The sequence below is a fragment of the Herbiconiux sp. L3-i23 genome (assembly GCF_023734115.1).
Taxonomy (GTDB): Bacteria; Actinomycetota; Actinomycetes; order Actinomycetales; family Microbacteriaceae; genus Naasia.
Genome location: NZ_AP025737.1, coordinates 987929 through 1012031, shown reverse-complemented (window position 1 = coordinate 1012031; position 24103 = coordinate 987929). Strand labels below are relative to the sequence as shown.

Here is a 24103-nt window from a genome sequence, read left to right as displayed (position 1 = left end):
TGGGGCTCCTTCGTCGGTGAAAAGTGCTTGCGGAATGGTGGTGCTGAGGGGGAGGTCAGACGGTGGCGACGCCCGCGGCGGCGCGGTCGACGTACAGGGTGACCGCGGGGTGCCGGTACGCGAAGGTCGCAGGCCATGCCGGGTCGAAGTCGGTGGCGTCGCGCAGGCGGGCGATGGCGGCGGTCTTGTTGTCGCCGAAGGCGATCATCTCGATCTCGCGGGCGTCCGCGATCGACGCGAGTCCGACGCTGACCCCGTGGGTCGGCACATCCGACAGCGACTCGAACTCGGGGAAGGTGCCGAGATTGTCGCGCCGCGTCGACTCGGCGAGCGGGATGATGCGGGTGCGCGAATCGATCGCGGTGCCGGGCGGGTTGAAGGCGACATGGCCGTCGGAGGCGCCGACGGCGACGTAGAAGAGGTCGACTCCGCCGATGCCCGCGATGGCGGCGTCGTAGGACTCGGGCTCGGACGGGTCGGGCGACCACAGCGACGCGGTCGGGATCCCCGCGAGCGGAGACACCGCCTCGTTCAGCTCCGCGAGCATCCATTCTCCGAAGCGGCGGCAGCTGTAGTGCGCCGAGGTGCTCGGGATGCGCCATCCGCCGTCGTCGGTGGGCAGCGCGTAGTCGTCCATGAGGACGAAGACGATGTGGTCGAGCGGAAGCGGCTCGGCGCGGAGTTTCTCGACGAGAGCCTCGATGACCGGCACCAGCGTGCGACCGGCGGGAACACCGAGGACGAGACGTCCGCCACGGCTTGCGTCGATCCGGGCGTGGAGTGCAGACGCTCGCTCGACGCTCAGGCCGGCGACGCTCTCACCGATCTCGATGGGAAGGCTCACGTTCACTCCTCGTCGTTGGGGACCTCGGAACCATAACCGGAAGATGCACACGAATGGGACCAGAACAAACCAGAAAAGACCAAATGGCTGTACTGGTATGGCGTTACTATTCGGGGCATGGTCCACGAGGGGGCGGTCGAAGTCGACGACGTGTCGGCGACCGTGCGCGCTGCCCGCGATCGCATCCGCGAGCTGATCAGGACCGGCGCGTTCGCCGCGACGGGGCGCCTGCCGAGCGAACGCGAGCTCGGCGCCTCACTGGCCGTCAGTCGGTCCACTCTGCGGCGAGCGCTCGGGCTGCTCGCCGACGAGGGTGTCGTCAGCGCGTCGCCGAAATCCGGCTGGTTCGTGAGCGACGCCCCACTCAGCGAGCCGGCGCGCACGCTCGTCAGCTTCACCGAGATGGCGCGCAGGCGCGGAGTCGAGCCGCGCACCCGCGTCCTGTCGCGGGTGATCCGCGAAGCCACCATCGACGAGGCGACGGAGCTCATGACCGCGCCGCTCAGCCCCGTGCTCGAGCTCGAACGCCTTCGCTCGCTCGGCAGCACTCCCGCCTGCATCGACCGCTCGGTCATCCTGATCAGCCGCACGCCCGGCATCGACGCCGTCGACCTCGAGGACACGTCGCTGTACGAGGAGATGCGCGCGCTGGGCACCACGCCGACCCGGTCGCGCTACGGCGTCGAGGCGATCGGTGCCGAAGCCCGAGACGCGGAACTGCTCGACGTTCCGATCGGCTCGCCCCTGCTGCTCGCCGCAGAGACCTGCTACGACCCCATCGGCCGTGCCCTGCTGATCGGCACCACGAGGTACCGCGCCGGTATCTACCGCTTCTACACGACGATGCTGCGCCGTTGAGAAGCGGTGCCGCTGAGTTGACGCAGCGCTCCAGGAGCGGGCGTCACATTACGACGCACTGCTTCCGGCGCACGCCGGCTCACGCCTAGGTTGAGGCGTATGCGATCCGGTCAGACGAAGCGCGCTCTCCGCGCCGCCCCGATCCGCTGTCTTCCGCGGATGCGCTGAGCGCGCCCTCGTCACGAACGAGGCCCGGCAGGCGCATCCGCTTTCCGTTTCCTCCCCGCCCCGAGCGGGATCCTCCGACGCGAAAGACAGCAGCTCCCATGACCGCGCAGCCCCTCACCGGCACCTCCACTAAGACCCTTCCCGTCCTCGACTTCTCCCGCCTCGCCGCCGGGCCTGCCGAGGCCGAGGCGTTCCGCACCGACCTGCGGGAAGCCACGCACGAGTACGGCTTCTTCTACCTCACCGGGCACGGGATCCCGGCCGAGCTCGAGCAGCGCGTGCACGAGAACGTGCGCGCCTTCTTCGCTCTGGCGGAGGAGGACAAGCTCGCGATCGAGAACGTCGGGAGCCCGCAGTTCAGGGGCTACACCCGCGTCGGCGGCGAACGCACGCAGGGCATCGTCGACTGGCGCGAACAGCTCGACGTCGCCGCCGAACGCCCGACGGCGCCCGAACGATACGGCGACGCCGACTACTGGCGGCTCGAGGGGCCCAACCTCTGGCCGGCCGCTCAGCCCGACCTCGAGCCCGTGATCGGCGAATGGCGCGACCGGCTCACCGAGGTGGCGCTGACGCTGCTGCGCGCCTGGGCCGAGTCGCTCGGCGCCGAGCCCGACGTGTTCGACGACGCCTTCGCCGAGCGCCCGTTCCCGCTGATCAAGATCGTGCGCTACCCGGGCAAGTCCGATCCCGAACCCAAGCAGGGAGTCGGCGCGCACAAGGACTCGGGCGTGCTCACCCTGCTGTGGGTCGAACCCGGCAAGGGCGGTCTGCAGGTGGAGCACGAGGGCGACTGGATCGACGCTCCCCCGGTGCCCGGCGCCTTCGTCGTCAACATCGGCGAGCTGCTCGAATACGCCACGGACGGCTACCTCAAGGCCACGGTGCACCGGGTGATCTCACCGAAGCTCGGTGACGACCGGATCTCCATCCCGTTCTTCTTCAACCCTGCTCTCGACGCCCGCGTGCCGCAGCTGGAGCTGCCCGCGGAGCTGCGGGCGAAGGCGCGCGGGGTGACCCGCGACCCGGGCAACCCGATCTTCGCCACCTACGGCGAGAACGCGTGGAAGAGCCGGGTGCGAGCCCATCCCGATGTCGCGGCCATCCACCACGCGGACGTGCTCGCTCGGGATTGATCGAGGAGCCACCCCGTCCGTTCACCCACCCCGTCCGTTCACCCGCCTCCGGTAGGTAAGGAGGTCGTGGACTTCACCGGGTTGCAGGACTGGCTGGTCGACGCCGCCTCGGCGCCGTGGCTGCCGTTCGCACTGTTCGCCCTCGTCGTGCTCGACGCCTTCCTCGTCGTCGTTCCCAGCGAGACCGCGGTGGTCGCGCTCGGCAGCCTGGCCCTCTCGACCGGGTCGCCGAACGTCGTCGTGGTGCTTATCGCCGCCGCGGCGGGCGCAGTGGTCGGCGATTCCGCCTGCTACCTGATCGGGCGGGCGGTCACCGTGCGGCCGCCCTCCCGGCCGCGTCTGCTCGCCTCCGCCTTCCGTCGCGCCGAACGGCTGCTCGCCCGCCGCGCCGCCGTTCTGATCCTGACCGCGAGGTACGTGCCGTTCGCCCGCATCGCGGTGAACCTCACGGCCGGAGCGACCCGGTTCCACTACCGGCGCTTCCTGCCGCTATCGGTGATCGCCGGGATCGGCTGGGCGGTGTTCAACGTGCTCGTCGGGGCCGGTGTCGGCGCGTGGCTCGGCACCGACCCGCTCGTGGCGGTGGTCGTCTCGGTCGTCGTCGCGATCGGCCTCGGTATCGCCGTCGACTGGGCGGCCGGACGCATCGCCTCCCGCCGCGAGGTCACGGGAGGCGACGCAGCATCCGGACGCCCGTCAGCACGATGACGACCACGGCGACCGCCCCGAAGCCCGCGACGACGACCGGCTGCGATGCGACGAGGAACGCGGCGCCGATGAGGAGCACCGGCACCGAGATGCCGACGTAGGCAGCCAGGAACACCGCCGCGAGCACCTCGCCGCGACGCTCCGGAGTCGTGAGCCCACCGGCCACGCCCAGCGCGACGCGGAAGAGCAGGCCGACGCCGGCGCCGGTCAGCACGGCGCCGAGGACGAATGCGGCGAGTGAGGCGAGCAGGGTTCCCACGATCAGGACGACGAGTCCGACGACGGCCGACACGATCGCGAGCTGCAGCTGACGGCGCAGCGGCGCGCCGACGAAGACGGCTTGCGCGATCGACGCCGAGGCGAACGCGGCGAACGCGACGGCACCCGCGACCACGAGCGAGGTCTCCCCCATCACGCCGCGCAAGACGGCCGGGGCGACAGCACTGAACATGCCGAACACCGCGAACGCGCCGAGAGAGGCGATGGCACTCGCCCAGAACACGCCGCGCGAATCGGACGGCACCGCGACCCGCTGCGGCCGATACGCGACATGCTCCTCGCGCTTCACCACCGTCTCGGGCACGAAGAGCAGCGCGATCGCCTCGACCACGAGCAGCACCAGGAAGAACTCGTACGGCGCTTCGAGCGGCGCGGCGACGTTCACGGCGATGAGGGCCGAGATCAGTGAGCCGAGACCGAGCCCGCCGAGGTTCGCGAAGCCGGCGATGACGCTCGCGCGGCGGTCGGTCGGTCCGCGCAGCGCCGCCCCCAGTTCGCTGAGGTGCGCCGTGGCGGTCGCGGTCAGCATGCCGACGCCCACCCCGTTGACGAAGCGGGCGACGAGAAGTCCGGGGACGTCGCTCCAGAAGAGGAACATCGTCGCCGACAGCAGTTGGACCAGAACGGCGGCGAGGATGATCGGGCGGCGGCCCAGCCAATCGCTGATGTGACCCGCGAAGTAAAGGCTGAGGATGACGCCGACCGCGTAGGCGGCGAAGATGACCGTGACGACGGCGGTGGGGAATCCGTCGCGCTCCTGATAGAGCGCGTACAGCGGAGTGGGCACCGTCGAGAACGCCATGATCGTCGTAAAGGTGACGGCGACGATCCAGAACCCGAAGCGCGCTCGCGGACGGCTGGCGGTGGAGGCGTGCGATCTGAGCAAGGGGGTCGACATGCTCCGAGTGTGGACCTCGACAGTCATCGAGGGAAACGTGTCTGTTCGCTCTCTGTCATCGATTGCGCCGATGACTGCCGACCTCGATGATTGTCGACCATGGAGACCCGTCTGCTCGAGTACTTCGTGGCCGTCGCCGACGAGCTGAACTTCACCCGTGCCGCGGCGCGGAGCTTCGCCACGCAGTCGACCGTGTCCGCCGGCATCCGGGCGCTCGAACGCGACCTCGGCGCGACGCTGTTCACCCGCGACACGAAACGGGTCGAGCTGACACCCGCCGGGCAGGCGCTGCTCGAGGACGCCCGGGCGGTGCTCGACGGCGTCGAGCACCTGCGGTCCGCCGCCGCCGGGTCGGGCGCGGAGCTGCGCGGCCGCGTGCGTGTCGGTATCTTCACGAACCTGCCGGGCATCGACCTGCCGGCACTCGCCGGCGCCTTCCGGACGCGCCACCCGCTCGTCGACCTGCGACTCACCGCGTCATCGACCGGATCGACGGGGTTCGCGGACGATGTGCGCACCGGCCGACTCGACGTCGCCTTCATGGGACTTCCGCGCGAGGATCTCGCCGGACTCGCCGTGCATCCGCTGCTCACCACGCGCTTCGTGGCGGTGCTGCCGACCGCGCATCCGCTCGCGCACGCCGATCGCGTCGCCCTCTCGGACCTGGCCGACGACCGCTTCGTGGACACCCCGGAGGGGTTCGGCAACCGGGTCGTGCTCGAGCGCGCCTTCGCAGCGAGCGGCCTGCGACGGTCGGTGTCGACCGAGGCGCCGGACCTCGGGCAGATCCCGCGCTTCGTCGCCGCAGGGCTCGGCATCGCGGTCATCCCCGACCTCGGACTCGGGGCCGCCGCCGATATCGCGGGCAATGTCGCGGTCGTGCCGCTGACGGAGCGCCTCGGCTGGGAGCTGTCGGCCATCACCCGCCCGCGCACCACGGCACCGGTCGACGCCCTCCTCGACCAGCTCCGCACCTCGGTCACCCCGCCTCCACCCACTGGCTGACCAAATCAAGGAAAAAGCAGGTCCCAGTCACACGTTCATGCCGATCCGAGCCCGCTCAACGCGAAATGTCCTTGATTCGGTCACCGACACCGGCTGTGTCTGACCAAATGCAGGAGATCCTGCTCGGAATGGGCGGTTTCGGGGCCCAGAAGTCCCTTGGGCACCAGTTTCTCCTGCACTTGGTCAGCCCCGGGCGCCTTCACCCGGCTGGACTGACCAAATCAAGGAAAAAGCAGGTCCCAGTCACACGTTCATGCGGATCCGGGACCGTTTCGCGCGAAATCTCCTTGATTTGGTCAGTGAGGCCGGAGTGGGGCTGACCAGGTGCAGGAGATTTTGCGCCGGAGGGGGCGTTTTCGGGCCTCAGACGGGGTCCGGCGTCGATTTCTCCTGCATTTGGTCAGCCACCGGCGGGGTGGCTCGACCGGCGCTGATCAAATCAAGGAAAAAGCAGGCCCTAGTCACACGTTCATGCGGATCCGGGGCCGATTCGCGCGAGATCTCCTTGATTTGGTCAGTGGTGCGGGGGTCACGCCGGGGTCGGGGTCACGCCGGGGTCGGGGTCGGAGTGAGGATCTGGGACGCCAGGAGGTCGAGTGTGCGCTCGCGAGCGGGGAACCGGTCGATCGCGTCGGCCTCGCGGCCGCCCGCGCCCGGCACCACCATGACCTCGTCGGCGCCGTACCGGCTCGCGAGGTCGCCGATCCGGCCGGCGGCCGCTCCGGGCCCGTCGATGATCCACTTCGAACGCATGATCTCGACCATCTCGTCCTGAGCGGGCGTCATCGTGGTGGCGAGCGCCTGCTCCACGGTCGGGGTCATCAGCATCGGGGCCCCGGTGCGGAGCCGTGCCATCTGCTGCAGCTGCGGCAGCGCGAGCGCCTCCGCCTCCTCGCGGGAGTCGGCGACGACGGTGTTCACCGTGATGAGGGTCCGCGGCTCGGGGTGCCGCGCCGACGGCTGGTAGCCGTCGCGGTACAGCTTCAGCGCGTTGAGCGTGCCCTCGCCCGAGAAGTGGTGGGCGAAGACGTAAGGCAGCCCGGTCGCTGCCGCGAGCTGGGCCGAGTAGTCGCTCGACCCGAGCAGCCACACCTCCGGCACGCTCGACGCCGCGGGGGTCGCCTTCACCGTGTACGAAGCAGCACCGCGGAGGGACAGCGAAGCGCCGTCGGCGTCCATCAGCGCGAGCACGTCGTGCACGTGCTGCGGGAAGGTGTCGACATCGCTCGTGTGACCGCTCGAACGCAGCAGCGCCGAGATCACCGGATCGCTGCCAGGCGCGCGGCCGATCCCCAGGTCGATGCGACCGGGCGCCGCCGCTTCGAGGGCGGCGAACTGCTCGGCGATGACGAACGGCGAGTGGTTCGGCAGCATGACGCCTCCCGAACCGAGCGAGATGCGTTCAGTGCGTCCCGCTGCGAGCGCGATCAGCACCGGCGGTGTCGTCGACGCGACGGACGGCATGTTGTGGTGCTCTGCGAACCAGTACCGCGTGTATCCGAGCCGGTCGGCGCTCTGCGCGAGCGCCAGGGACGCGGCGATCGCGTCAGCCGAGTTCTGCCCGACGCGGACGGGGACGAGATCGAGGACGGAGAGGCGGAGCGGTTCTGACATCCCTACCGCCAACGTCCATTCAGTCGCGGGCATTCCTGAGGGCACGCTCCCGAAGGAGACTCACCGCGAGGATCAGCACCGCGATCGCCGCGCCGATGGCCGTGTCGAGCAGCCGGTCGGCGGCGATCGCGCCGAAGTCGCCGGTGTGCCCGCCGCCCGCGATGAGCAAGGCGAGCGGGGTGATGAGCACGAGCGCGAGGCCGTAGTGCCGCACGACGATCCACTCGACGCCGAACTGCAGCATCCCGAGCACGAGCGCGAGCACCCACCCCGACGGCACGAAGACGGCCATTCCGAGATACAGCACGATGCCGACGGCGGTGCCGACCACCCGGTGCACCGCGCGCATCGCCGTCATCCGACGTCGCACGCCGCTCTGCAGGATCGCGGCGGCCGCGAGAGTCGTCCATACCGTGGCGTGCAGACCCGACGCGGCGGTCAGCGCCACGGCGATCGTCACCGCGACAGCGACGCGAACGACGATGACGCCCGATTCCCCGCGCAACGAGAACCGCACCGGTGACGTGGAGCGCCGCTCTTCGGGCCGCGCACGGAACCGGGGAAGGGCGAGGGGCGCGACGGCGACGAGGTACGAGACGACGAGTCCGCCCGCGACGAGGGCGAGCACCAGGAGCTCCGGCAGGCCGAGCCCACCGAGCTCGGAGGGTGCCGCGGCGAGCGCGGCACCGCCGGGTACCAGCAGGAAGAAGATCATGCCGGGCGGGCCGATCTTCAACCCGAACAGGAGCACAGCGGCGACGATCGAGACGAGCCCGAGCGTCACGGGTCCGAGGATGGGCACGCCTGCCGCGGCGACGGCGAGCGCCGCGGCTCCGAGCAGCGCGAGGGCGATGACGGGCAGTCGCGCCGCTCGTTCCCGGACCGACAGCGCGCCGAAGTGGATGGCGAGGAAGGCGCCGCTCGACGCGACGAGTCCCCAGGTGGGCTGCCCGGCGAGGCTCAGGACGAGGACGGGCAGCGCCATGCCGACCCCCGCCTGCACCGCGATGACGGTGCGGTCGGGGCCGGGGTTCAGGGTGACGAGCTCGCGCAGCGCGCCCGTCACCCCGGAACCGAAACGACGACCCGAGGTCACTCCAAGCCGGCGGGGCCGCTCGGACGGAACCCGGCGGGCAGCGCCCACGGGTCGCGCAGCTCCTTCGAGCGGGTCGAGGCGGCGATCATCGAGACGAACTCCTCGGCGGCGCGGTCGATGCGTTCGGGCAGCGGCTTCACCCCGTCCTCGTCGCTCCCCCAGTCGTCGGTCGACGCGAACACGCCGGTCGAGGCGACGTTCGCGTGCAGGTAGGCGAACAAGGGGCGCATCGCGAAGTCGATCGCGAGCGAGTGGCGGGCCGTACCGCCGGTCGCGGCGGCGAGCACCGGCATGCCGATCAGCGAGTCGGGCTCCATCACGTCGAAGAACGACTTGAACAGGCCGTTGTAGCTGGCGGTGAAGATGGGCGTCACCGCGATGAGGCCGTCGGCCGTCTGCACGGTTTCGAGCGCCTTCTCGAGCGCGGCGCTCGGAAAGCCGGTCAGCAGGTTGTTGGTGATGTCATGCGCGAGGTCGCGCAGCTCGATCACCTCGACGCTGACCTCGTCGCCGCGCTCGCGGAGCCGCTTCGCGGCGGACTCGGCGATGCGGTCGGCGAGCATCCGGGTGGTCGACGGCTTGCTGAGGCCGGCGGAGATGACGGCGATGGTGCGCGCGGTCATGTCAAGCCTCCGATCCGGCGGTCGCGAGCTCGGGCGCGACGGTCGCGTCGGCCGCGTTCTTCGCCGCGAGGAGCGACGCGTGGGTGGGGCCGTCGGGCACGTCGGCGGGACGGTCCTTCGCGAGCTCCTTACGCAGCACCGGCACGACCTCCTCACCGAGCAGGTCGAGCTGCTCGAGCACGGTCTTGAGCGGCAGGCCGGCATGGTCCATCAGGAACAGTTGGCGCTGGTAGTCGCCGAAGTGGTCGCGCATGGCGGCGTACTTGTCGATGACCTCCTGCGGCGAGCCGACCGTCAGCGGGGTCTGCTCGGTGAACTCCTCCATGCTCGGACCGTGGCCGTAGACGGGCGCGTTGTCGAAGTACGGACGGAACTCGTTCTTGGCGTCCTGCGAGTTCTTGCGCATGAACGCCTGACCGCCGAGGCCGACGATCGCCTGCTGGGCGGTGCCGTGGCCGTAGTGCTCGAAGCGCTGGCGGTAGTAGGCGATGAGCTTCATGTAGTGCTCCTTCGGCCAGAAGATGTTGTTGGCGAAGTAGCCGTCGCCGTAGAAGGCGGCCTGCTCGGCGATCTCGGGGCTGCGGATGCTGCCGTGCCAGACGAACGGGGGCACGCCGTCGAGGGGGCGCGGGGTCGCGGTGAAGCCCTGCAGGGGGGTACGGAACTTGCCGCTCCAGTCGACGACGTCCTCGCGGAAGAGGCGGTGCAGCAGGGCGTAGTGCTCGATGGCGAGCGGGATGCCCTGACGGATGTCCTGTCCGAACCACGGGTACACGGGGCCGGTGTTGCCGCGGCCGAGGGTGATGTCGGCGCGCCCGTCGGAGACGTGCTGCAGCATCGCGAAGTCCTCGGCGATCTTCACCGGGTCGTTCGTAGTGATCAGGGTCGTCGCGGTCGAGAGGATGAGCTTCTCGGTCTTCGCGGCGATGTAGCCGAGCATCGTCGTGGGCGAGCTCGGGATGAACGGCGGGTTGTGGTGCTCGCCGAGGGCGAAGACGTCGAGACCGACCTCTTCGGCCTTCTGCGCGATCGTCAGGATCGCCTTGATGCGCTCGTACTCGGTCGGCTCGCGACCGGTGGTCGGGTCGACCGTCACGTCGCCGACGGTGAAGATTCCGAACTGCATGATGTGCTCCTCCGAGCCCTTCCGGTTTCATGCATTCGCATGAACTAGTCGAGAGAACCGTCGCCTCGACCGTACTATTCCCGGCCGCCCGGCGAGAGTTCCGAGACCACCGCAGCGCCGCGGATCAGCGGGTGCGCCCCACCAGCAGCTCGACTCGGAGGCCGTTCTTGGTCTGCACCACCCGTGCGGGGATCCGCAGCTTCTCACCGCGCTGCTCGAGCCTGCTGAAGCTCTCACTCACCGCGGACTCCAAACCGCGCGGCACCGTCCCGACGACCCCGGTCACCTTCGTGCCGGTGAAGAGGCGGACCTGCATCGGCGCATCGGTGCGCTCCTCCTCGGCCGTGCGCTGCCCACCCGCCGTGGCGAGTTCCTCGTCGCCGAGCAGCGACGCGAGCTCGGCCTGATAGGGGTCGCTGCCCGCGAGCCGGATCAGCACCCGCGCGTTCTTCGGCTGGAGACCGTACTGGTAGTCGTCGAGCGAGCCGGAACCGGCATCGGTCTTCGGGAAGCTGCCATCGTTCGTCTGCTTGCGCCACCACGCCATGCCTCGAATCGTATCGAGCCGCACGGGATTCGCCCGACCCGATGTTTCGGGCAGGTAAACGCTCGGAGAACAGGGTCGCGTGTCGCGCGACGATCTGCCTACCGTCGAGGGGTGCCATCCGAAACGGGGGCACGGCGTCTACCCGCGCCCATTCACGCAACACCTCCGAGGATCCGTGCGTCCCAACGCGCCCGAAGACAGTCAACGACGACGCCGGAGCGTGCGTGCCGCAGTGGGCGGGGCGACGACCGCCCTTCTCGCGGCCGGCATGCTCGTCGGCGGAGCCGGTGCCGCGAACGCGGCTCCCGTGCAGTCGACATCGTCGACATCAACGACTTCCACGGACGCATCGTGCGCGAGACGAGCGCGCCGGCCGCCGGCGCCGCGTACCTCGCCGACTACGTGAACGACATCCGGGGTATCAACCCGAACACCCTCTTCATCTCGGGCGGCGACAACATCGGCGCCTCGACCTTCGAGTCGGCGGTGCAGAACGACACTCCCACCCTCGACGCCCTGAACGCGATGGGCCTCGCGGTCAGCGCGGTCGGCAACCACGAGTTCGACAAGGGCTTCGCCGACCTCCGCGACCGCGTCATCGGCCAGAACGGCAGCGGCGAGGCCGACTTCCCCTACATCGGCGCGAACGTCTTCCGTGCGGGCACGGATGAGCACGCCATCGCCCCCTCGCACGTCACGACCGTCGCCGGCGTCCGCGTCGGCTTCGTCGGCGCCGTCACCGAGCAGATGCCGACCCTGGTCAGCCCGTCGGGCATCCAGGGCCTCGAGTTCCGCGACACCGTCGAGTCGGTCAACGCCGAAGCGGCGATCCTGCAGGACGGCGACGAGACCAACGGCGAGGCCGACGTGGTCTCGCTCTCATCCATGAGGGCCCCGCCTCCGCCGCGCTCGCCGACTCGAGCGACGACTCGGTCTTCGGCGAGATCGCCACCGGGCTGAGCGCCGACGTCGACGCCATCTTCTCGGGTCACACTCACTTCCGCTTCAACCACCTGGTGAACGGCCGCCCGGTCATGCAGGCCGGCCAGTACGGTGAGGCCGCGGCGCGGATGACCTTCACCTACGACGCGGACACCGACCAGGTCACCTTCCCGGCGACCTCCGTCGTGCCGCTGACCGCCAACCTCAGCACCACCTCGACCGCCAACTGGCAGCCCGTGGCCGGCATCACCGCCGACCCCACGGTCGAGCCGATCGTGACGCAGGCCGTGCAGCAGGCCGACGTCCTCGGCCGCCAGCAGCTCGGCACCATCACGGGCGACTTGAACCGCGCCGCGCAGGCGTCGCCCGTCGCGGGCTCGTCGGAGAACCGCGGCGGCGAGTCGACGCTCGGCAACTTCGTCGCCGACGTGCAGCTCTGGTCGACCGAGGAGCTCGGCACCGAGGTCGCCTTTATGAACCCGGGCGGCCTGCGCGCCGACCTGAAGTTCGCCTCGAGCGGCAGCACCGGCGACGCCGACGGCCTCGTCACCTACCGCGAGGCGGCCACGGTGCAGCCGTTCGCCAACACCCTCGTGACCCTCGACATGACGGGCGCGCAGATCACCCAGGTGCTCGAAGAGCAGTGGCAGCGTTCGGCGACGCCCGGCGGCGCGGTGCCCAGCCGTCCGTTCCTGAAGCTCGGCGTTTCGGCGGGCCTCACCTACACCTACGACCCCGACGCCGCGCTCGACCAGCACATCACCGCTGTGTACCTGAACGGTGAGCTCCTCGCCGACGACCAGGTCGTCAAGGTGGTCACCAACTCGTTCCTCGCGAGCGGAGGCGACAACTTCTTCACCTTCGCGCAGGGATCGGGCAAGGCCGACTCGGGCCGTGTCGACCTGGCCGGCATGGTGGACTACTTCGCCGCCCGTGACGGCGCCGTTGCTCCCGACCTCGCCCAGCGCGCCGTCGGCGTGAAGCTCGAGGCCGCCGGGCAGCAGGCCGGCTACTACCCGGGCGACGAGTTCGACGCGACCCTGTCGTCGCTCGCCTTCAGCACCACCGAGGCGAAGCCCGCCACCGCCGAGATCCGTCTCGACGGCGACCTCGTCGGGTCCGCCGCGATCGACAACACCATCGTGAACACGACGGACGAGGTGGGACGCGCGACCGTTCCGGTCACCCTGCCCGCCGACCTCGCGCCGGGTGCGCACGAGCTCGTCGTCGCGACGCCCGGCAACGCGACGCAGGCGCGGATCGCGATCACGGTCGCCGAGCGTCCCTTCCCCGTCATCCAGCCGCTGGCCGAGGACGCCCTCACGGCGGCGAACGACGGCGACGGCGACGTCTCCGCCCCCGACGCCCCGGTGAAGGCCGGCGGCTTCGTGACCATCGACATCGAGGGCCACGAGGGTGAGCGGGTCGAGGTGTTCGTCTACTCGACGCCGCGATCGCTCGGAGTGCACCGCGTGACGAACGGGCAGGTGCGCGTGCAGCTGCCCGCCGACCTCGCCGCCGGTGAGCACAAGCTCGCCTTGTACGCCGAGGACGGTTCGCTCATCGGGTGGACGACGATCACCGTCACCGCCGCCGACAGCGCGATCACGCCGGTGCTGAACGACCGTGACGGCGTCATCGCGGACACGGGCTTCGACGCGTCGAGCACGGTGCTCCCCGCGATCCTCGCCGCGCTCGCGCTGCTCGCCGGAGCCGCGACGATCTTCGGCCGCAGGCTCGTGCTGCGTCGCCGCAAGAGCGTCCGCTCCTAACGCATCACCGAATCGACGAGCTCCAGGAGGAGTGCGGGAAGCACGATCGCGACGGTCGTCATGACGGCGGCCACGCAGAGCAGGGCTCCGGCCAGCCGGGCCGAACGCCTGCGGCGATCGGCTTCCCGCACCTCCGCCCGGAGACGTTCGAAGCGCTGCAGTTGACGGCGCACATCGACCGCGGGGCCGCCGGGGAAATGCCAGGTGGTCTCGCGGTCCGCCGCGTCCACGAGCTCGGCGACGCGGGAGGCGGGATACAGCTCCTCCTGGTCCGAGAGCCACGGGAGCAGGTCGTCGGCCTGCAGCACGGTGACCGACGACGGCAGCTCCCGCACCGTCATGCGGCGGGGATCGACGAAGACGAGCACGGGACGCACGAAGAGGCTCGCGCCGGTCGCGTCGCTGAGGGCGCGATGCACCCGCCTCGCCTCGGCCTCGGACTTGGCGACGAAGTTCTCGCGGTGGCCGTCGACGAGGATGCGGGCGCGTCCCACCCAGACGGAACCGCGGACGGCTTTCGTGTTGATCGGGAAGACACCGGCGGGACCGATCAGCAGATGGTCGACGTCGGCGCCCTTCTTGCCGACGGGCACCGAGTGCAGCACGGTCCACCGCTCGTCGAGCCCGTCGAGCAGCCGCGCGACCTCGAGCTCACCGACGGCTCCCGCGAACCAGGCGCGGGCATCGGGAGCGAGCGGCGACGCGCCGAGCTGCCGGGCGAGCCAGCCACGAGGGACCGCCTCGTTCTGGATGGCGAGGCACCGGTCGATGACTGAGTACGCCGCGGGGCGGGACCGCAGTCCGGGGCGCACGAGCGCGATGTCCGATTCGGACATTCGAGCTCCTTCCGCCGACCGGTCCTTCAACGCTAATCTCGGCCTCTCCCGCGGCGCGCCCCCACATCGGGGAGTGCCACGCACCGTAAACGAGGGGCGCCCGAGCTGGGCACAGCCCTGCGCGCCGAGCGCGCGCAGACGGGTCGGCACTCGGACTCCGACCCCGAATCGGTTCTTCAGTAGCGGCGCTCTAGGCTCGGGTTCCGTGGGGCGCAAGGGCATGGACCGGTTCGATCACGGGGGCGCGACGCTGCTCGTCGACCGTCGTGGCGTCGCCACCGGCGCTACGTTCGTGCTGGTGCACGGCATCGGCGTGGCCTCCCGCTACTACCGTCGCCTCGCCGCGGTGCTGTCGGGTTCCGGCCGAGTGCACACCGTCGAGCTCCCGGGACACGGATCGGCCCCCGAGCCGAGCGACGCGATGACGATCGGCGACTTCGCCGAACTGATCGGCGCCTACCTCGACGCGGAGGACATCGTCGATCCCGTCCTGATCGGGCATTCGATGGGTGCCCAGATCGTCACCGAGCTGGCGTTGCAACGACCCGAGACGGTGCGCCGGATCGTGCTCGTCGGCGCCGTGGTCGACCCGCTCGAACCCGGTGCGGCGACGCTCGGCGCACGGCTGCTGGTCGACGGCCTCGTCGAGTCGCCCGGCGTCGACCTCCTCCAGTTCACCGACTACCTCCGCTGCGGCCCCCGCTGGTTCGCGAAGACCCTGCCGGCGATGATGTCGTACAGCCTCGCCGAGGCGCTCCCCCGGCTGCGCGCCGACACCCTCGTCATCCGCGGCGTCCGCGACGTCGTGAGCCGCCACGACTGGAACCTGCGCATGACCTCGCTCGCCCCGGGCGCGCGACTGGTCGAGCTCGCGGGCGGCGCCCACGTCGTCATGTACACCGCCCCGGACGCCGTCGCCGCCGTGATCCTCGAACACGCCGACCGCGACGTCCGGGCGTGGAGCGACACGGAGGAAGCCCGATGAGCCGGCTGCTCCGACTCGTCGGGCTCGGCTTCGAGTGGGCGCTCGACTACCTCTACGCCGGCGTGCTCATTCTGCGGGGGTCCGACGTGCGGATCACCCCCTCCCGGTACGCCACCGGCCGCGACTCGATGCCCCCGGTCGTCCTGGTACCCGGCGTCTACGAGAACTGGCGGTTCATGGGCCGCATCGCGGATCGCATCCACGCGGCCGGTCACCCCGTGCACGTCGTGACGGCGTTGCGACGCAACACGGCGGCGGTCCCGGCGAGCGCCGAACTCGTGCTCGCGTACCTGCGGATGCACGACCTGCACGGTGTGATCCTCGTCGCCCACAGCAAGGGCGGCCTCATCGGCAAGCTCGCCATGCTGCGCGACGACGAGAACCGCATCGACCGGATGTTCGCGATCGCGACCCCGTTCTCCGGGTCGACCTACGCCCGCTACATGCTCTCGCCGACCCTCCGCGCATTCTCGCCGAGCGACGCGACCCTCGTCTCCCTCGCCGAGCAGATCGAGGTGAACTCCCGCATCACCTCGATCTGGGCGCGCTTCGACCCGCACATCCCCGGCGGAAGCGAACTGGTCGGCGCAACCAACATCGAGCTGCCCGTCGCCGGTCACTTCCGCATCCTCGGCGCTCCGGCGATGCTCGAGGAGCTCGACCGGACGATCGCGGGTCGGCCGGAAGGATGAGGACGATTCATTCCCGCCGGTGATGCGCGTCGAGGCCCGCGATTCCTAGCGTGAATGCATGCCCGATCCGACCCTCGCTCTCCCGGCCCCCTCCGCCCCGCCCGTCGCCGCTCCGAGCACCGCACCGACGCGTCGGATCGTGTCCGCGATCGGCATCGTGGCACTCGCCGCACTGATCTTCGGCGGGCTCACGTCGTGGGGTCAGACCGTCCTGCCCGACGCCCTCCGGTCGCTCGCGAACTCGGCCTCCGGTTGGGCGATGCCGACCGTCGCGCTGGTTTGGTGGCAGACCCGCGCTTTCCACGGTCCCGGAGGCCTCCGACCGATCCCCGGGCTCGTCGTCAGCGCGGCGCTGGGTGTCGTGGGCTTCAGCGGGCTGACCGTCGGGTACGCCCTGGTGAGCACGGCCCGCGGGTTCTTCTTCGACCCCGGATTCTGGCTCGCGGTCGGCGCCGTCGCCGGTCCGATCGTCGGCATCGCGACCTGGTCCTGGATGCGAGGGGGCACGCCCGCCGCCGTCGGCGCGGGCCTGATCGCGGGCGCCCTGGCAGGCGAAGGCCTGTACGGACTCGTCGTCGTGAGTGAGTCGACGGGGATCTTCTACTGGGCGGCTGTGATCGTCATCGCCGTGGCCGTCACCGTCGTCGAAGCGGTCCGTCAGCGTCGCTCGATGCAGAACGTCGCACTCCTGGTGGCGACGGTGTGCGGCATCGCGGCCGCGTTCCCCCTCGCCTACCTCGCACTCGGCGCCCTTCCGCTGCTGACCTGACCACCCCTCGTGCCGCCGCGACGCGGTCAGCGCTACGACGGCTCGGCCATGAACCACTCGGTGAACGAGGTCGCCCTGCCGTCGCCTGCGAAATCGATCACCCACAGGTTGCGGTAGTCCGTCTCGCCCGGGTACCCGGTGCGCCCCTCGATGATCGCGCGGTCGCCGTCGAGGGCGAGCGGCGTCCACTCGAAGTTCCACGTGCCCTCCTCGTCGCGGCTCTCGAGCCAGGCCGCGACGATCGCCTCGTGACCGACGGTCGGCTCGTCGTAGGGGTGGAACCGGTAGCTGCCGTCCTCGGCGAACAGAGCTCGGATGTCGTCCGGATCATTGCTCGTCCACGCGACGCGGTACGCGTCCATCCATCGGTCGAGCGTCTCTCTCGTGGTCATGCCGTCCGGTCTACCCGAGGTCGGGGACGTTCCGGAAGAGGCATGGGGCGAGAGCGCAGAAGACGACACGCGGAGTGTGATAGGCGGGAATCCCCAAGGGTTCTCGAACGTTCCTACGAGTGGAATCCAATCCCCCTCCGAACAACGAAGAGAAGGATGAACAACTGGATTCCCGGAGGAGCGTATGAGCAAGACATTCGTGGAGATCGAGGACGACCGCGGCGGCGTCTCCAAGTACCGCCGCCACGTCAACGGACGCGGGTTCACCGAGGCGAGCGCGTCGGTCGACTCGTCGGCGTTCATCGCCGACAGCAGCTACGTCGAGGCGGAGGCGACCGTGGGTCGTGCCGTCACCATCGGCGCCGGCAGCTGGGTCGGCCGCGGCGCAGCCGTGCAGCCCGGTGTCACCATCGGCGCCAACGTCATGATCGGCGAGGGCACCGTCATCGGCGCCGGCGCGCAGATCGGCAGCCACAGCCGCATCGGCGACAACGCGCGAGTCGGATCCGGCGCGCGCATCCCCGCCGACACCACCGTCGGCCACGGCGCCGTCGTCCCCGCACGCGGCCGAGGCCTCGCGCGAGCCGCCTGACCGGCGCTCGCCGGGGCCCCGCGCCCCGTCATGCCACGCCGTCGGGCAACGACGGCCTGGCATCCCCTTCGGCGCGCTGCGGAATGAACACCGCGAGAAGCGCACCCGCGAGCGCTGCCGCGGCGCCGAAGACGAACGTGAGCTGGAACCCCTCGGCGGTCGGCAGCTGCACTCCGTCGACCTCGACGGAGTAGACCGCGAGGAGAGCTCCGATCGCCGCTGACGCGAGGCTCGTTCCGAGCGAACGCATCAGCGAGTTCAAGCCGTTCGCCGCCGCCGTCTCGGTCGCCGGCACGGCTCGCATGATGAGCGTCGGCATCGCCGCGTACCCCAATCCGATGCCGACGCCGATCAGCACGTTGATGACGAGCACCTGCCACCAGCCGACGGCGAAGAAGTACGAGATCCCGTAGCTGACCACCAGGATCAGCGCGCCGGTGATGAGCAGCAGACGCGGCCCGAAACGGCGCTGCAGTCGCGCCGCGATCGGCGCCATCACCATCATCGTGAGGCCCGACGGCATCAGCACGAGGCTGGCGGCCAGCAGGCCCAGGCCGAGGCCGACACCCGTCGCGACCGGCAGCTCGAGCAGCTGCGGGAACACGATGTTCGCCGAGAACAACGCGAAGCCGAACGCCACCGAGGCGAGGTTCGTCAGCAGCACCGGCGGCCGCGCCGCGACGCGCAGATCGACGAGCGGATCACGCGTCCGCAGCTCGAGCGCGCCCCAGATCGCGAGCACGGCGACTCCGCCTCCCGCCAGCCCGAGGGTGATCGGCGAGCCCCAGCCCCACTCGTTGCCGCGCGACAGCGCGAGCAGCAGCGTCCCGAGGCCGATCGTCAGACCGATGGCGCCGAGCCAGTCGAACCGCCCCGGAGTGCGGATGACGCTCACCGGAACGACGGCGAGCACGAGCACCAAGTTGAGCGAGCCGAGCGCTGCGGCGAGCCAGAACAGGGCGTGCCAGTCGAGGTTCTCGCTGACGATGGCACTGATCGGGAGGCCGATCGCGCCACCCACCCCGAGCGTGGCGCTCATCAGCGCGATCGCCCCGCCCAGCCGATCCTCGTGCAGCACGTCGCGGAGGATCGAGATACCGAGCGGGATGACGCCGATCACCGCTCCTTGCAGCGCACGCCCCGCGATCAGCATCGCCACACTGGTCGACAGGGCGGCGACGACTGAGCCCGCGACCAGGACCGCGAGCAGCGCGAGGGCGACGCGTCGCTTGCCGTACATGTCGCCGAGGCGGCCGGCGATCGGCGTGACCACCGAGGCGCTCAGCAGCGTCGCCGTGATCACCCAGGCGGTGTCGGACCTGCTCGCGTCGAGCAGCTCCGGGAGTTCCGACTGGATCGGCAGCACGATGGTCTGCATGAACGAGGCGCTCATGCCGGCGAGGGCGAGCACGCCGATCACGAGCCGCGGATCGGGCATCCGGGTCAGATTCCTGCGCGTCCCGGTGTCCGACCCGTCCATGTCGCGCGCTGCCTGCTTCCTCGGGTGACCCGACTTCGTTCCGGCGCCCTTCACTCAGGCACCCGCGACACGGACGACGCTTGCCCGATCCCGTTCTGGATGCGACCATCGTCGAGGTCGGTTTATTCCGACCGGCGCAATCGTGCAGCATCCGACACGTGCCAGAGGCACGTGCTCCCGATGGAAGGAAACCGGTGAAGCTCTTCGTCAGCTCAGCGACCACCCGCTGACCAGACGACCGCCGGCGACGCATCCTCCGGCTTCTGTGTCAGCATCCGCCACTGACATCCAGGAGCCCTCATGGCCCATCCTTCTTCCACGCCCTCGATCGTGCTCACCGAGCTCGGCCTCACCTGGCCCGACGGCACCCGGGCGTTCCACGACATCTCCGGCGCCTTCTCCCGCGCCCGCACCGGGCTCGTCGGGCAGAACGGCTCGGGCAAGACGACGCTGCTGCGCGTTCTCGCGGGCGAGCTGACGCCGACGAGCGGGCGGGTGCAGCGTTCCGGCACGATCGGCGTGCTCCCTCAGTCGCTGCCGCTGCAGGGCGGAACGGTCGCCGATGCGCTCGGCGTCCGGCGGACCCTCGACGCGCTCCGTTCCATCGAGGGCGGCAGTATCGACCCCGCCGACTTCGACGCGGTCGGCGACGCATGGGACATCGAGCACCGAGTCGACGAGGCGCTGCTGGAGATCGGGCTGCCCGCCGATGCGGTCGATCGCCCACTGTCGGCGGTGTCCGGCGGCGAGGCGATCCTGCTCGGGGTCGCCGAGCTGCGGCTCACCGGGCCCGATATCGCGTTGCTCGACGAACCGACCAACAACCTCGACCGCGGCGCCCGGGAGCGTCTGTTCGCGCTCGTCGACTCCTGGCGCGGCGCCCTCATCGTCGTCAGTCACGACCGCGAACTGCTCGACCGACTCGACGAGACGGCCGAACTGCGCGACGGTGCGCTGACCACGTACGGCGGGCCCTTCAGCGCCTACGAGGAGTACCTCGACGAGCAGCAGGAGGCCGCTGAACGGGCGGTCCGATCGGCCGAGCAACAGCTGCGCGTCGAGAAGCGGCAGCTCGCCGAAACTCAGGTGAAACTCGCCCGACGGGCCCGAACCGCGAAGGCGAAGGCGGCGAACGGCGGCATCCCCCGCATCATCGTCGGCGGCAAGAAGATGCAGGCCGAGGTCTCGGCGGGGCGGCTCCGAGGGGAGGCGGAGGGCAAGGTGGACGCCGCGTCCTCGGCCGTCGCGCGGGCCGAGGAGCAACTGCGCGATGACGAGTCGATCGACATCGACCTGCCGGACCCCGGTGTGGCGTCGCGACGTCGCATCCTCGAGATCACGGGCATCGATCCGCCCCTCCTCGTGCAGGGGCCGGAACGCATCGCGCTGACGGGACCGAACGGAGCCGGCAAGACGACTCTGCTCGACACCATCGCCGGTGTCGGAGAGCGCCGGAGCGGTGCGACCGTCACGACGCTCACCGACCGGATCGGGTACCTCGCCCAGCGCATCCGGCTCCCCGAGGACGAGACCGTGCTCGAGGTGGTGCGGGCGGCGGCGCCGGACGCGACGCCGCTGGAGGTGCGGTCCCGGCTCGCCCGGTTCCTCCTCCGTGGCGACGCCGTCACGCGGACGGTGTCCACACTGTCGGGCGGGCAGCGCTTCCGCGTCGCGCTCGCGCGGGTGCTGCTCGCCGATCCGCCGGCACAGCTGCTGCTGCTCGACGAGCCGACGAACAGCCTCGACCTGCGAAGCGTCGATCAGCTCGTCGGCGCCCTCCGCGCGTACACCGGCGCCATGATCGTCGTGAGCCATGACCACGACTTCCTCGGGCGCATCGGAGTCGAGAGATGGTGGGAGCTCGCGGACGGTCGGCTCGCCGAGGTGCCGTCCCCGCTCACCGAGAGCGCCGGGTCGTGAGCACCGGATGGTGAAGGCACGTGGCGTCGGCGGCCGGTCCGTGCCACGGTGGAGACCTGACTCACGAGCAGAAGGAGCATCGATGGCACAGGTGGATCTCGACACGATCGTGTCGTACACGGTCTCAGCCGACTACATCGCCGAGGTCGGAGCCGACTTCGACACCGAGGCGGTCGACGACGAGGTGCTCGCCGAACTCAACCGCCTCGCGCCGATGGGCGTCGAAGTGCACCGCAACGGCAAGGTCTTCGCCGACCCCGATGCCGTCGAGTCTGCCCGCCGCGTCGACTGGCGCGGTCTGCTCGCCCAGATCGACGTCGACGCCATCCTGTCCCGCCACGGGCGGTGACCGCAGCACCCCCGACCGCGCCGCGGTTCCTCCGGCGCATCGCGGCGCTGCTGATCGACTACCTGCTGATCCTCGCGTGGATGGCGGTGCTCGGGCTCGGTTCCCTCGCGGTCCTCTTCACGACCGGCTCGTTGCCGAACTGGCTGGCGGCCGGCACCGCGGTGGCTCAGCTGCTCGGCTTCGTGCTGCTGGTGCTGCCGGTCGGGGTCTATCTGTTCGCCTGCGAGTCGGGGCCGCGGCAGGCCACGGTGGGCAAACGGGCACTCGGGCTCGCCGTGGTGCGTGCTCGCGACGCGGGCCGGCCGCAGCGATGGCGGATCCTCGTGCGCACGGTGGTGAAGCTGATCCCCTGGGAGCTCGCCCACTTCGTCGTGTGGCAGACCGTCGCCTGGTCGACGACCGGCGAGACCCGGTTCCCCGAGCCACTGCTCATCGGGCTGGTCGTCGTCGACCTGCTCCCGCTCGTCTACGTCGCCTGCGTCGCGTTCGCGCCCCAGCGTCGCGGACCGCACGACTGGGCGGCCGGCACGCGCGTGATCGACGCACGCGCCTCGTTCCGCTGACGCCGCGAGGGTCGATTCAGTCCCAAAGGCTCGGGGCCGGCTGGCGGGTGGAGGGCAGTGCGACGTGCTCCGACCAGTCGTGCAGCCACGCCGGCACGGGCATCGACGCGGTGTCGATGCCGGTGAGCTCGGCGAGCTCCGCGGTGCCGACGACTCCCCCGGTGCGGCGCAAGAAGCGTCCTTTCACGATGGCGCGAGCGTAGATCTCGCCGCCGACGACGAAGCGCTGTTCGACGAAGACGGCGCGTTCGTCGTAGCCGATGATGCGGCTCTCGATGTCGTATCGCTGCCAAAGCTTCAGCGACTTGCGGTACGTGATGGTCTGCGAGGCGACCACCGGGTAGACGCCCGCCTGCTGCATCTTCGCCCACACCCCCGACCGCTGCAGGAGGTCCAGCCGCGGGTGATCCATCATCGACAGGTAGACGCCGTTGTTCACATGGCGCAGTTCGTCGAGGTCGGTTGGCCAGACCCGCGCGCTCATCCGCGCGACGTCGTGGATACCGAGCCGCGGGCGGCGCTTCGCGGTGATCGACAGCCAGAGGAGCCGGAGGAAGCGGCGGATCGGATTCACCCGCCGCACTCTACGAGCGGCGCGCGCGGGTCGCACCTTCGCTGTCGGCCTCCTACAGCGGGCCGTGTCGTCAAGTTCGCAGGCTTTGGAGGTCCCGAAGCATCCCGGTCCCCGGTCGTCGCCGTCAGTCGAGAGTGATGCGCAGGATGACGTCGTGCCCGTCGTGCGGGATGAGGCGCTCGACGAAGCGGTACAGCCGGAACTGGATGCCGTACTTGTGCAGCAGATTCCTGGCGATCGCCTCGACCTCGTCGGGATCGTCGACGACCTCGGCGGTCGCGGAGACGATGCGGGCGTTGCCGGGCACCCGCCCTCGGATGTCGCACGGACGCAGCGTGATACGGGGGTCGTTGCGCAGCCGCTTCGCCTTGCCCGCGTCGCTCGTGGTGATGACGACGAGCGTCGGCCGTCCGGCGTCCCGGGCGATCCACACCGGGGTCGACACGGCGACCCCGCTGCGGCGGAAGGTCGTCAAGGAGACGTAGCGGCTGGCGGCGATGCGGTCGATCAGATTCGGCACCGCTCGAGGCTATGGACGGTCGGTGAATGCCCGCCGTGAGCCGGCGCTATCCGGGGTGCGTCCACTCGGTGAAGTGGGTGACGGTGAGGTCGCGCTCGAGAAGGAATTCGTCGTCTTCCGGATAGAACACGGCGACCCCGACGTCGTCTCCGGCGAACGCCCGGATCGACTCGAGCGAGTCCCATCTCGACACGGTGACGATCTCGGTGCGGCCGTCGCCGAGGTCGCGGAGGAGGATCTCGGCGCCCCGGTTGCCGGGAGTCGACCGGTAGGCGTCGATCCCGGTCTCCTCGACATACCGCGAGTATCGGTCGCGGTCTTCGGTGCGGATGATGCCGCGCCACATCCGGACGACGGCAGGCTTCTCGCTCATGCGACCAGTGTGGCGCTCGGGCGCGGGCGCGCCTACACGTTGCCGGTCATCGGGCACCGCTTTTCCGCCACCCGTTCTTGCCCAACCGTGGAATGCGGAACGGGCCGCCCACCCGAAGGTGAACGGCCCGCCTGCAAGAAGTTCGCGTTCTCACGCGAAGAGCTGGACTTATCGACGCAGCCCGAGACGCTCGATGAGCGCACGGTAGCGGTTGATGTCGACGTCCGACAGGTAGCCCAGGAGACGGCGGCGCTGGCCGACGAGGAGCAGCAGACCACGACGCGAGTGGTGGTCGTGCTTGTGCTCCTTGAGGTGCTCCGTCAGATCCTTGATCCGGCGGGTCAGCATCGCGACCTGGACCTCAGGGGATCCGGTGTCACCGGGGTGCGTTGCGTACTCTTCGATGATCGCCTTCTTGACGTCTGCTTCGAGTGCCATAGAT

General features: G+C 70.1%; 27 protein-coding genes. 13 read left to right on the top strand and 14 right to left on the bottom strand.

From position 1 onward, the window contains the following. Window positions 1–55: 55 nt before the first annotated feature. On the bottom strand, window positions 56–844 hold the full coding sequence (locus tag NGH83_RS04770; protein WP_251857924.1) for a hypothetical protein: 789 nt from the start codon (window positions 842–844) through the stop codon (window positions 56–58). A gap of 117 nt (window positions 845–961) precedes the next feature. Between NGH83_RS04770 and NGH83_RS04765 the strand changes: the two genes are divergently transcribed. The 3 genes from NGH83_RS04765 (at window position 962) to NGH83_RS04755 (ending at window position 3714) form a co-directional block, all read left to right on the top strand. Further along, the gene (locus NGH83_RS04765; RefSeq protein WP_251857923.1) at window positions 962–1702 is read left to right on the top strand and encodes a GntR family transcriptional regulator; all 741 of its coding nucleotides are present in this window, start codon (window positions 962–964) and stop codon (window positions 1700–1702) included. Between the two features lie 266 nt (window positions 1703–1968). Next, window positions 1969–3006: an isopenicillin N synthase family oxygenase gene (locus NGH83_RS04760; protein WP_251857922.1), complete on the top strand. Its 1038-nt coding sequence runs from the start codon at window positions 1969–1971 to the stop codon at window positions 3004–3006. A gap of 66 nt (window positions 3007–3072) precedes the next feature. Beyond that, the gene (locus tag NGH83_RS04755) at window positions 3073–3714 is read left to right on the top strand and encodes a DedA family protein (RefSeq protein ID WP_251857921.1); all 642 of its coding nucleotides are present in this window, start codon (window positions 3073–3075) and stop codon (window positions 3712–3714) included. On the opposite strand, the gene NGH83_RS04750 is transcribed toward NGH83_RS04755, so the two are convergent. Further along, a complete protein-coding gene (locus NGH83_RS04750) occupies window positions 3671–4891 on the bottom strand; it encodes an MFS transporter (protein WP_251857920.1) in 1221 nt (406 codons plus the stop codon). The genes NGH83_RS04755 and NGH83_RS04750 overlap by 44 nt on opposite strands. 99 nt (window positions 4892–4990) lie before the next feature. On the opposite strand from NGH83_RS04750, the gene NGH83_RS04745 reads away from it, so the two are divergent. Further along, entirely contained in the window at window positions 4991–5896 is a 906-nt protein-coding gene (locus NGH83_RS04745; RefSeq protein ID WP_251857919.1) for a LysR family transcriptional regulator, read from the top strand. 546 nt (window positions 5897–6442) lie between these two features. Here NGH83_RS04745 and NGH83_RS04740 read toward each other — a convergent pair. From NGH83_RS04740 to NGH83_RS04720, 5 genes are all read right to left on the bottom strand, one after another. Beyond that, complete coding sequence (locus tag NGH83_RS04740) at window positions 6443–7510, bottom strand: LLM class flavin-dependent oxidoreductase (protein WP_251857918.1); 1068 nt, start codon at window positions 7508–7510, stop codon at window positions 6443–6445. 19 nt (window positions 7511–7529) lie between these two features. Beyond that, window positions 7530–8576: an FUSC family protein gene (locus NGH83_RS04735; RefSeq protein ID WP_251857917.1), complete on the bottom strand. Its 1047-nt coding sequence runs from the start codon at window positions 8574–8576 to the stop codon at window positions 7530–7532. A gap of 26 nt (window positions 8577–8602) precedes the next feature. Next, window positions 8603–9229: an FMN reductase gene (locus NGH83_RS04730; RefSeq protein WP_251857916.1), complete on the bottom strand. Its 627-nt coding sequence runs from the start codon at window positions 9227–9229 to the stop codon at window positions 8603–8605. Window position 9230: 1 nt separating this feature from the next. Continuing rightward, window positions 9231–10355: an LLM class flavin-dependent oxidoreductase gene (locus NGH83_RS04725; RefSeq protein ID WP_251857915.1), complete on the bottom strand. Its 1125-nt coding sequence runs from the start codon at window positions 10353–10355 to the stop codon at window positions 9231–9233. Window positions 10356–10479: 124 nt separating this feature from the next. Continuing rightward, a complete protein-coding gene (locus tag NGH83_RS04720; protein WP_251857914.1) occupies window positions 10480–10902 on the bottom strand; it encodes a hypothetical protein in 423 nt (140 codons plus the stop codon). 351 nt (window positions 10903–11253) lie between these two features. On the opposite strand from NGH83_RS04720, the gene NGH83_RS04715 reads away from it, so the two are divergent. Next, window positions 11254–11862 carry a hypothetical protein gene (locus NGH83_RS04715; protein ID WP_251857913.1) on the top strand — a complete coding sequence of 203 codons (609 nt, stop codon included), beginning with the start codon at window positions 11254–11256 and terminating at the stop codon, window positions 11860–11862. Between the two features lie 56 nt (window positions 11863–11918). Next, the gene (locus NGH83_RS04710; RefSeq protein ID WP_251857912.1) at window positions 11919–13616 is read left to right on the top strand and encodes a bifunctional UDP-sugar hydrolase/5'-nucleotidase; all 1698 of its coding nucleotides are present in this window, start codon (window positions 11919–11921) and stop codon (window positions 13614–13616) included. On the opposite strand, the gene NGH83_RS04705 is transcribed toward NGH83_RS04710, so the two are convergent. Next, window positions 13613–14452: a nuclease-related domain-containing protein gene (locus NGH83_RS04705; protein WP_251857911.1), complete on the bottom strand. Its 840-nt coding sequence runs from the start codon at window positions 14450–14452 to the stop codon at window positions 13613–13615. The two genes, NGH83_RS04710 and NGH83_RS04705, sit on opposite strands and share 4 nt — an antisense overlap. A 205-nt stretch (window positions 14453–14657) precedes the next feature. Between NGH83_RS04705 and NGH83_RS04700 the strand changes: the two genes are divergently transcribed. The 3 genes from NGH83_RS04700 to NGH83_RS04690 are packed head-to-tail and all read left to right on the top strand — an operon-like array spanning window position 14658 to window position 16898. Continuing rightward, window positions 14658–15437, top strand: coding sequence for an alpha/beta fold hydrolase (locus tag NGH83_RS04700; protein ID WP_251857910.1), 780 nt, complete (start codon window positions 14658–14660; stop codon window positions 15435–15437). After that, window positions 15434–16129: a triacylglycerol lipase gene (locus NGH83_RS04695; RefSeq protein ID WP_251857909.1), complete on the top strand. Its 696-nt coding sequence runs from the start codon at window positions 15434–15436 to the stop codon at window positions 16127–16129. Before NGH83_RS04700 ends, NGH83_RS04695 begins: the two co-directional genes overlap by 4 nt. A gap of 58 nt (window positions 16130–16187) precedes the next feature. Continuing rightward, a complete protein-coding gene (locus NGH83_RS04690) occupies window positions 16188–16898 on the top strand; it encodes a DUF6518 family protein (RefSeq protein ID WP_251857908.1) in 711 nt (236 codons plus the stop codon). A gap of 32 nt (window positions 16899–16930) precedes the next feature. Here the strand turns inward: NGH83_RS04690 and NGH83_RS04685 are convergent, their stop codons facing one another. After that, complete coding sequence (locus NGH83_RS04685) at window positions 16931–17290, bottom strand: nuclear transport factor 2 family protein (protein ID WP_251857907.1); 360 nt, start codon at window positions 17288–17290, stop codon at window positions 16931–16933. 184 nt (window positions 17291–17474) lie between these two features. Between NGH83_RS04685 and NGH83_RS04680 the strand changes: the two genes are divergently transcribed. Further along, a complete protein-coding gene (locus NGH83_RS04680) occupies window positions 17475–17882 on the top strand; it encodes a DapH/DapD/GlmU-related protein (protein WP_251857906.1) in 408 nt (135 codons plus the stop codon). A gap of 28 nt (window positions 17883–17910) precedes the next feature. On the opposite strand, the gene NGH83_RS04675 is transcribed toward NGH83_RS04680, so the two are convergent. Next, window positions 17911–19320 carry an MFS transporter gene (locus NGH83_RS04675; protein WP_251857905.1) on the bottom strand — a complete coding sequence of 470 codons (1410 nt, stop codon included), beginning with the start codon at window positions 19318–19320 and terminating at the stop codon, window positions 17911–17913. 342 nt (window positions 19321–19662) lie between these two features. Here NGH83_RS04675 and NGH83_RS04670 point away from each other — a divergent pair, with 342 nt between their 5' ends. The 3 genes from NGH83_RS04670 to NGH83_RS04660 all read left to right on the top strand — a co-directional run bounded on the left by NGH83_RS04670 (window position 19663) and on the right by NGH83_RS04660 (window position 22194). After that, window positions 19663–21282 carry an ABC-F family ATP-binding cassette domain-containing protein gene (locus tag NGH83_RS04670; protein ID WP_251857904.1) on the top strand — a complete coding sequence of 540 codons (1620 nt, stop codon included), beginning with the start codon at window positions 19663–19665 and terminating at the stop codon, window positions 21280–21282. A gap of 82 nt (window positions 21283–21364) precedes the next feature. Further along, the gene (locus NGH83_RS04665; protein ID WP_251857903.1) at window positions 21365–21631 is read left to right on the top strand and encodes a hypothetical protein; all 267 of its coding nucleotides are present in this window, start codon (window positions 21365–21367) and stop codon (window positions 21629–21631) included. Beyond that, entirely contained in the window at window positions 21628–22194 is a 567-nt protein-coding gene (locus NGH83_RS04660) for an RDD family protein (RefSeq protein ID WP_251857902.1), read from the top strand. The genes NGH83_RS04665 and NGH83_RS04660 overlap by 4 nt, the downstream gene beginning before the upstream one ends. Before the next feature lie 16 nt (window positions 22195–22210). On the opposite strand, the gene NGH83_RS04655 is transcribed toward NGH83_RS04660, so the two are convergent. From NGH83_RS04655 to rpsO, 4 genes are all read right to left on the bottom strand, one after another. Next, complete coding sequence (locus tag NGH83_RS04655; protein ID WP_371872750.1) at window positions 22211–22768, bottom strand: acyl-CoA thioesterase; 558 nt, start codon at window positions 22766–22768, stop codon at window positions 22211–22213. A 124-nt stretch (window positions 22769–22892) separates the two neighbouring features. Next, a complete protein-coding gene (locus tag NGH83_RS04650) occupies window positions 22893–23288 on the bottom strand; it encodes a PPOX class F420-dependent oxidoreductase (protein ID WP_251857901.1) in 396 nt (131 codons plus the stop codon). A gap of 46 nt (window positions 23289–23334) precedes the next feature. After that, on the bottom strand, window positions 23335–23661 hold the full coding sequence (locus NGH83_RS04645) for an antibiotic biosynthesis monooxygenase (RefSeq protein ID WP_251857900.1): 327 nt from the start codon (window positions 23659–23661) through the stop codon (window positions 23335–23337). A 168-nt stretch (window positions 23662–23829) separates the two neighbouring features. Next, on the bottom strand, window positions 23830–24099 hold the full coding sequence (rpsO, locus tag NGH83_RS04640) for a 30S ribosomal protein S15 (RefSeq protein WP_047406383.1): 270 nt from the start codon (window positions 24097–24099) through the stop codon (window positions 23830–23832). Window positions 24100–24103 lie beyond the last annotated feature (4 nt).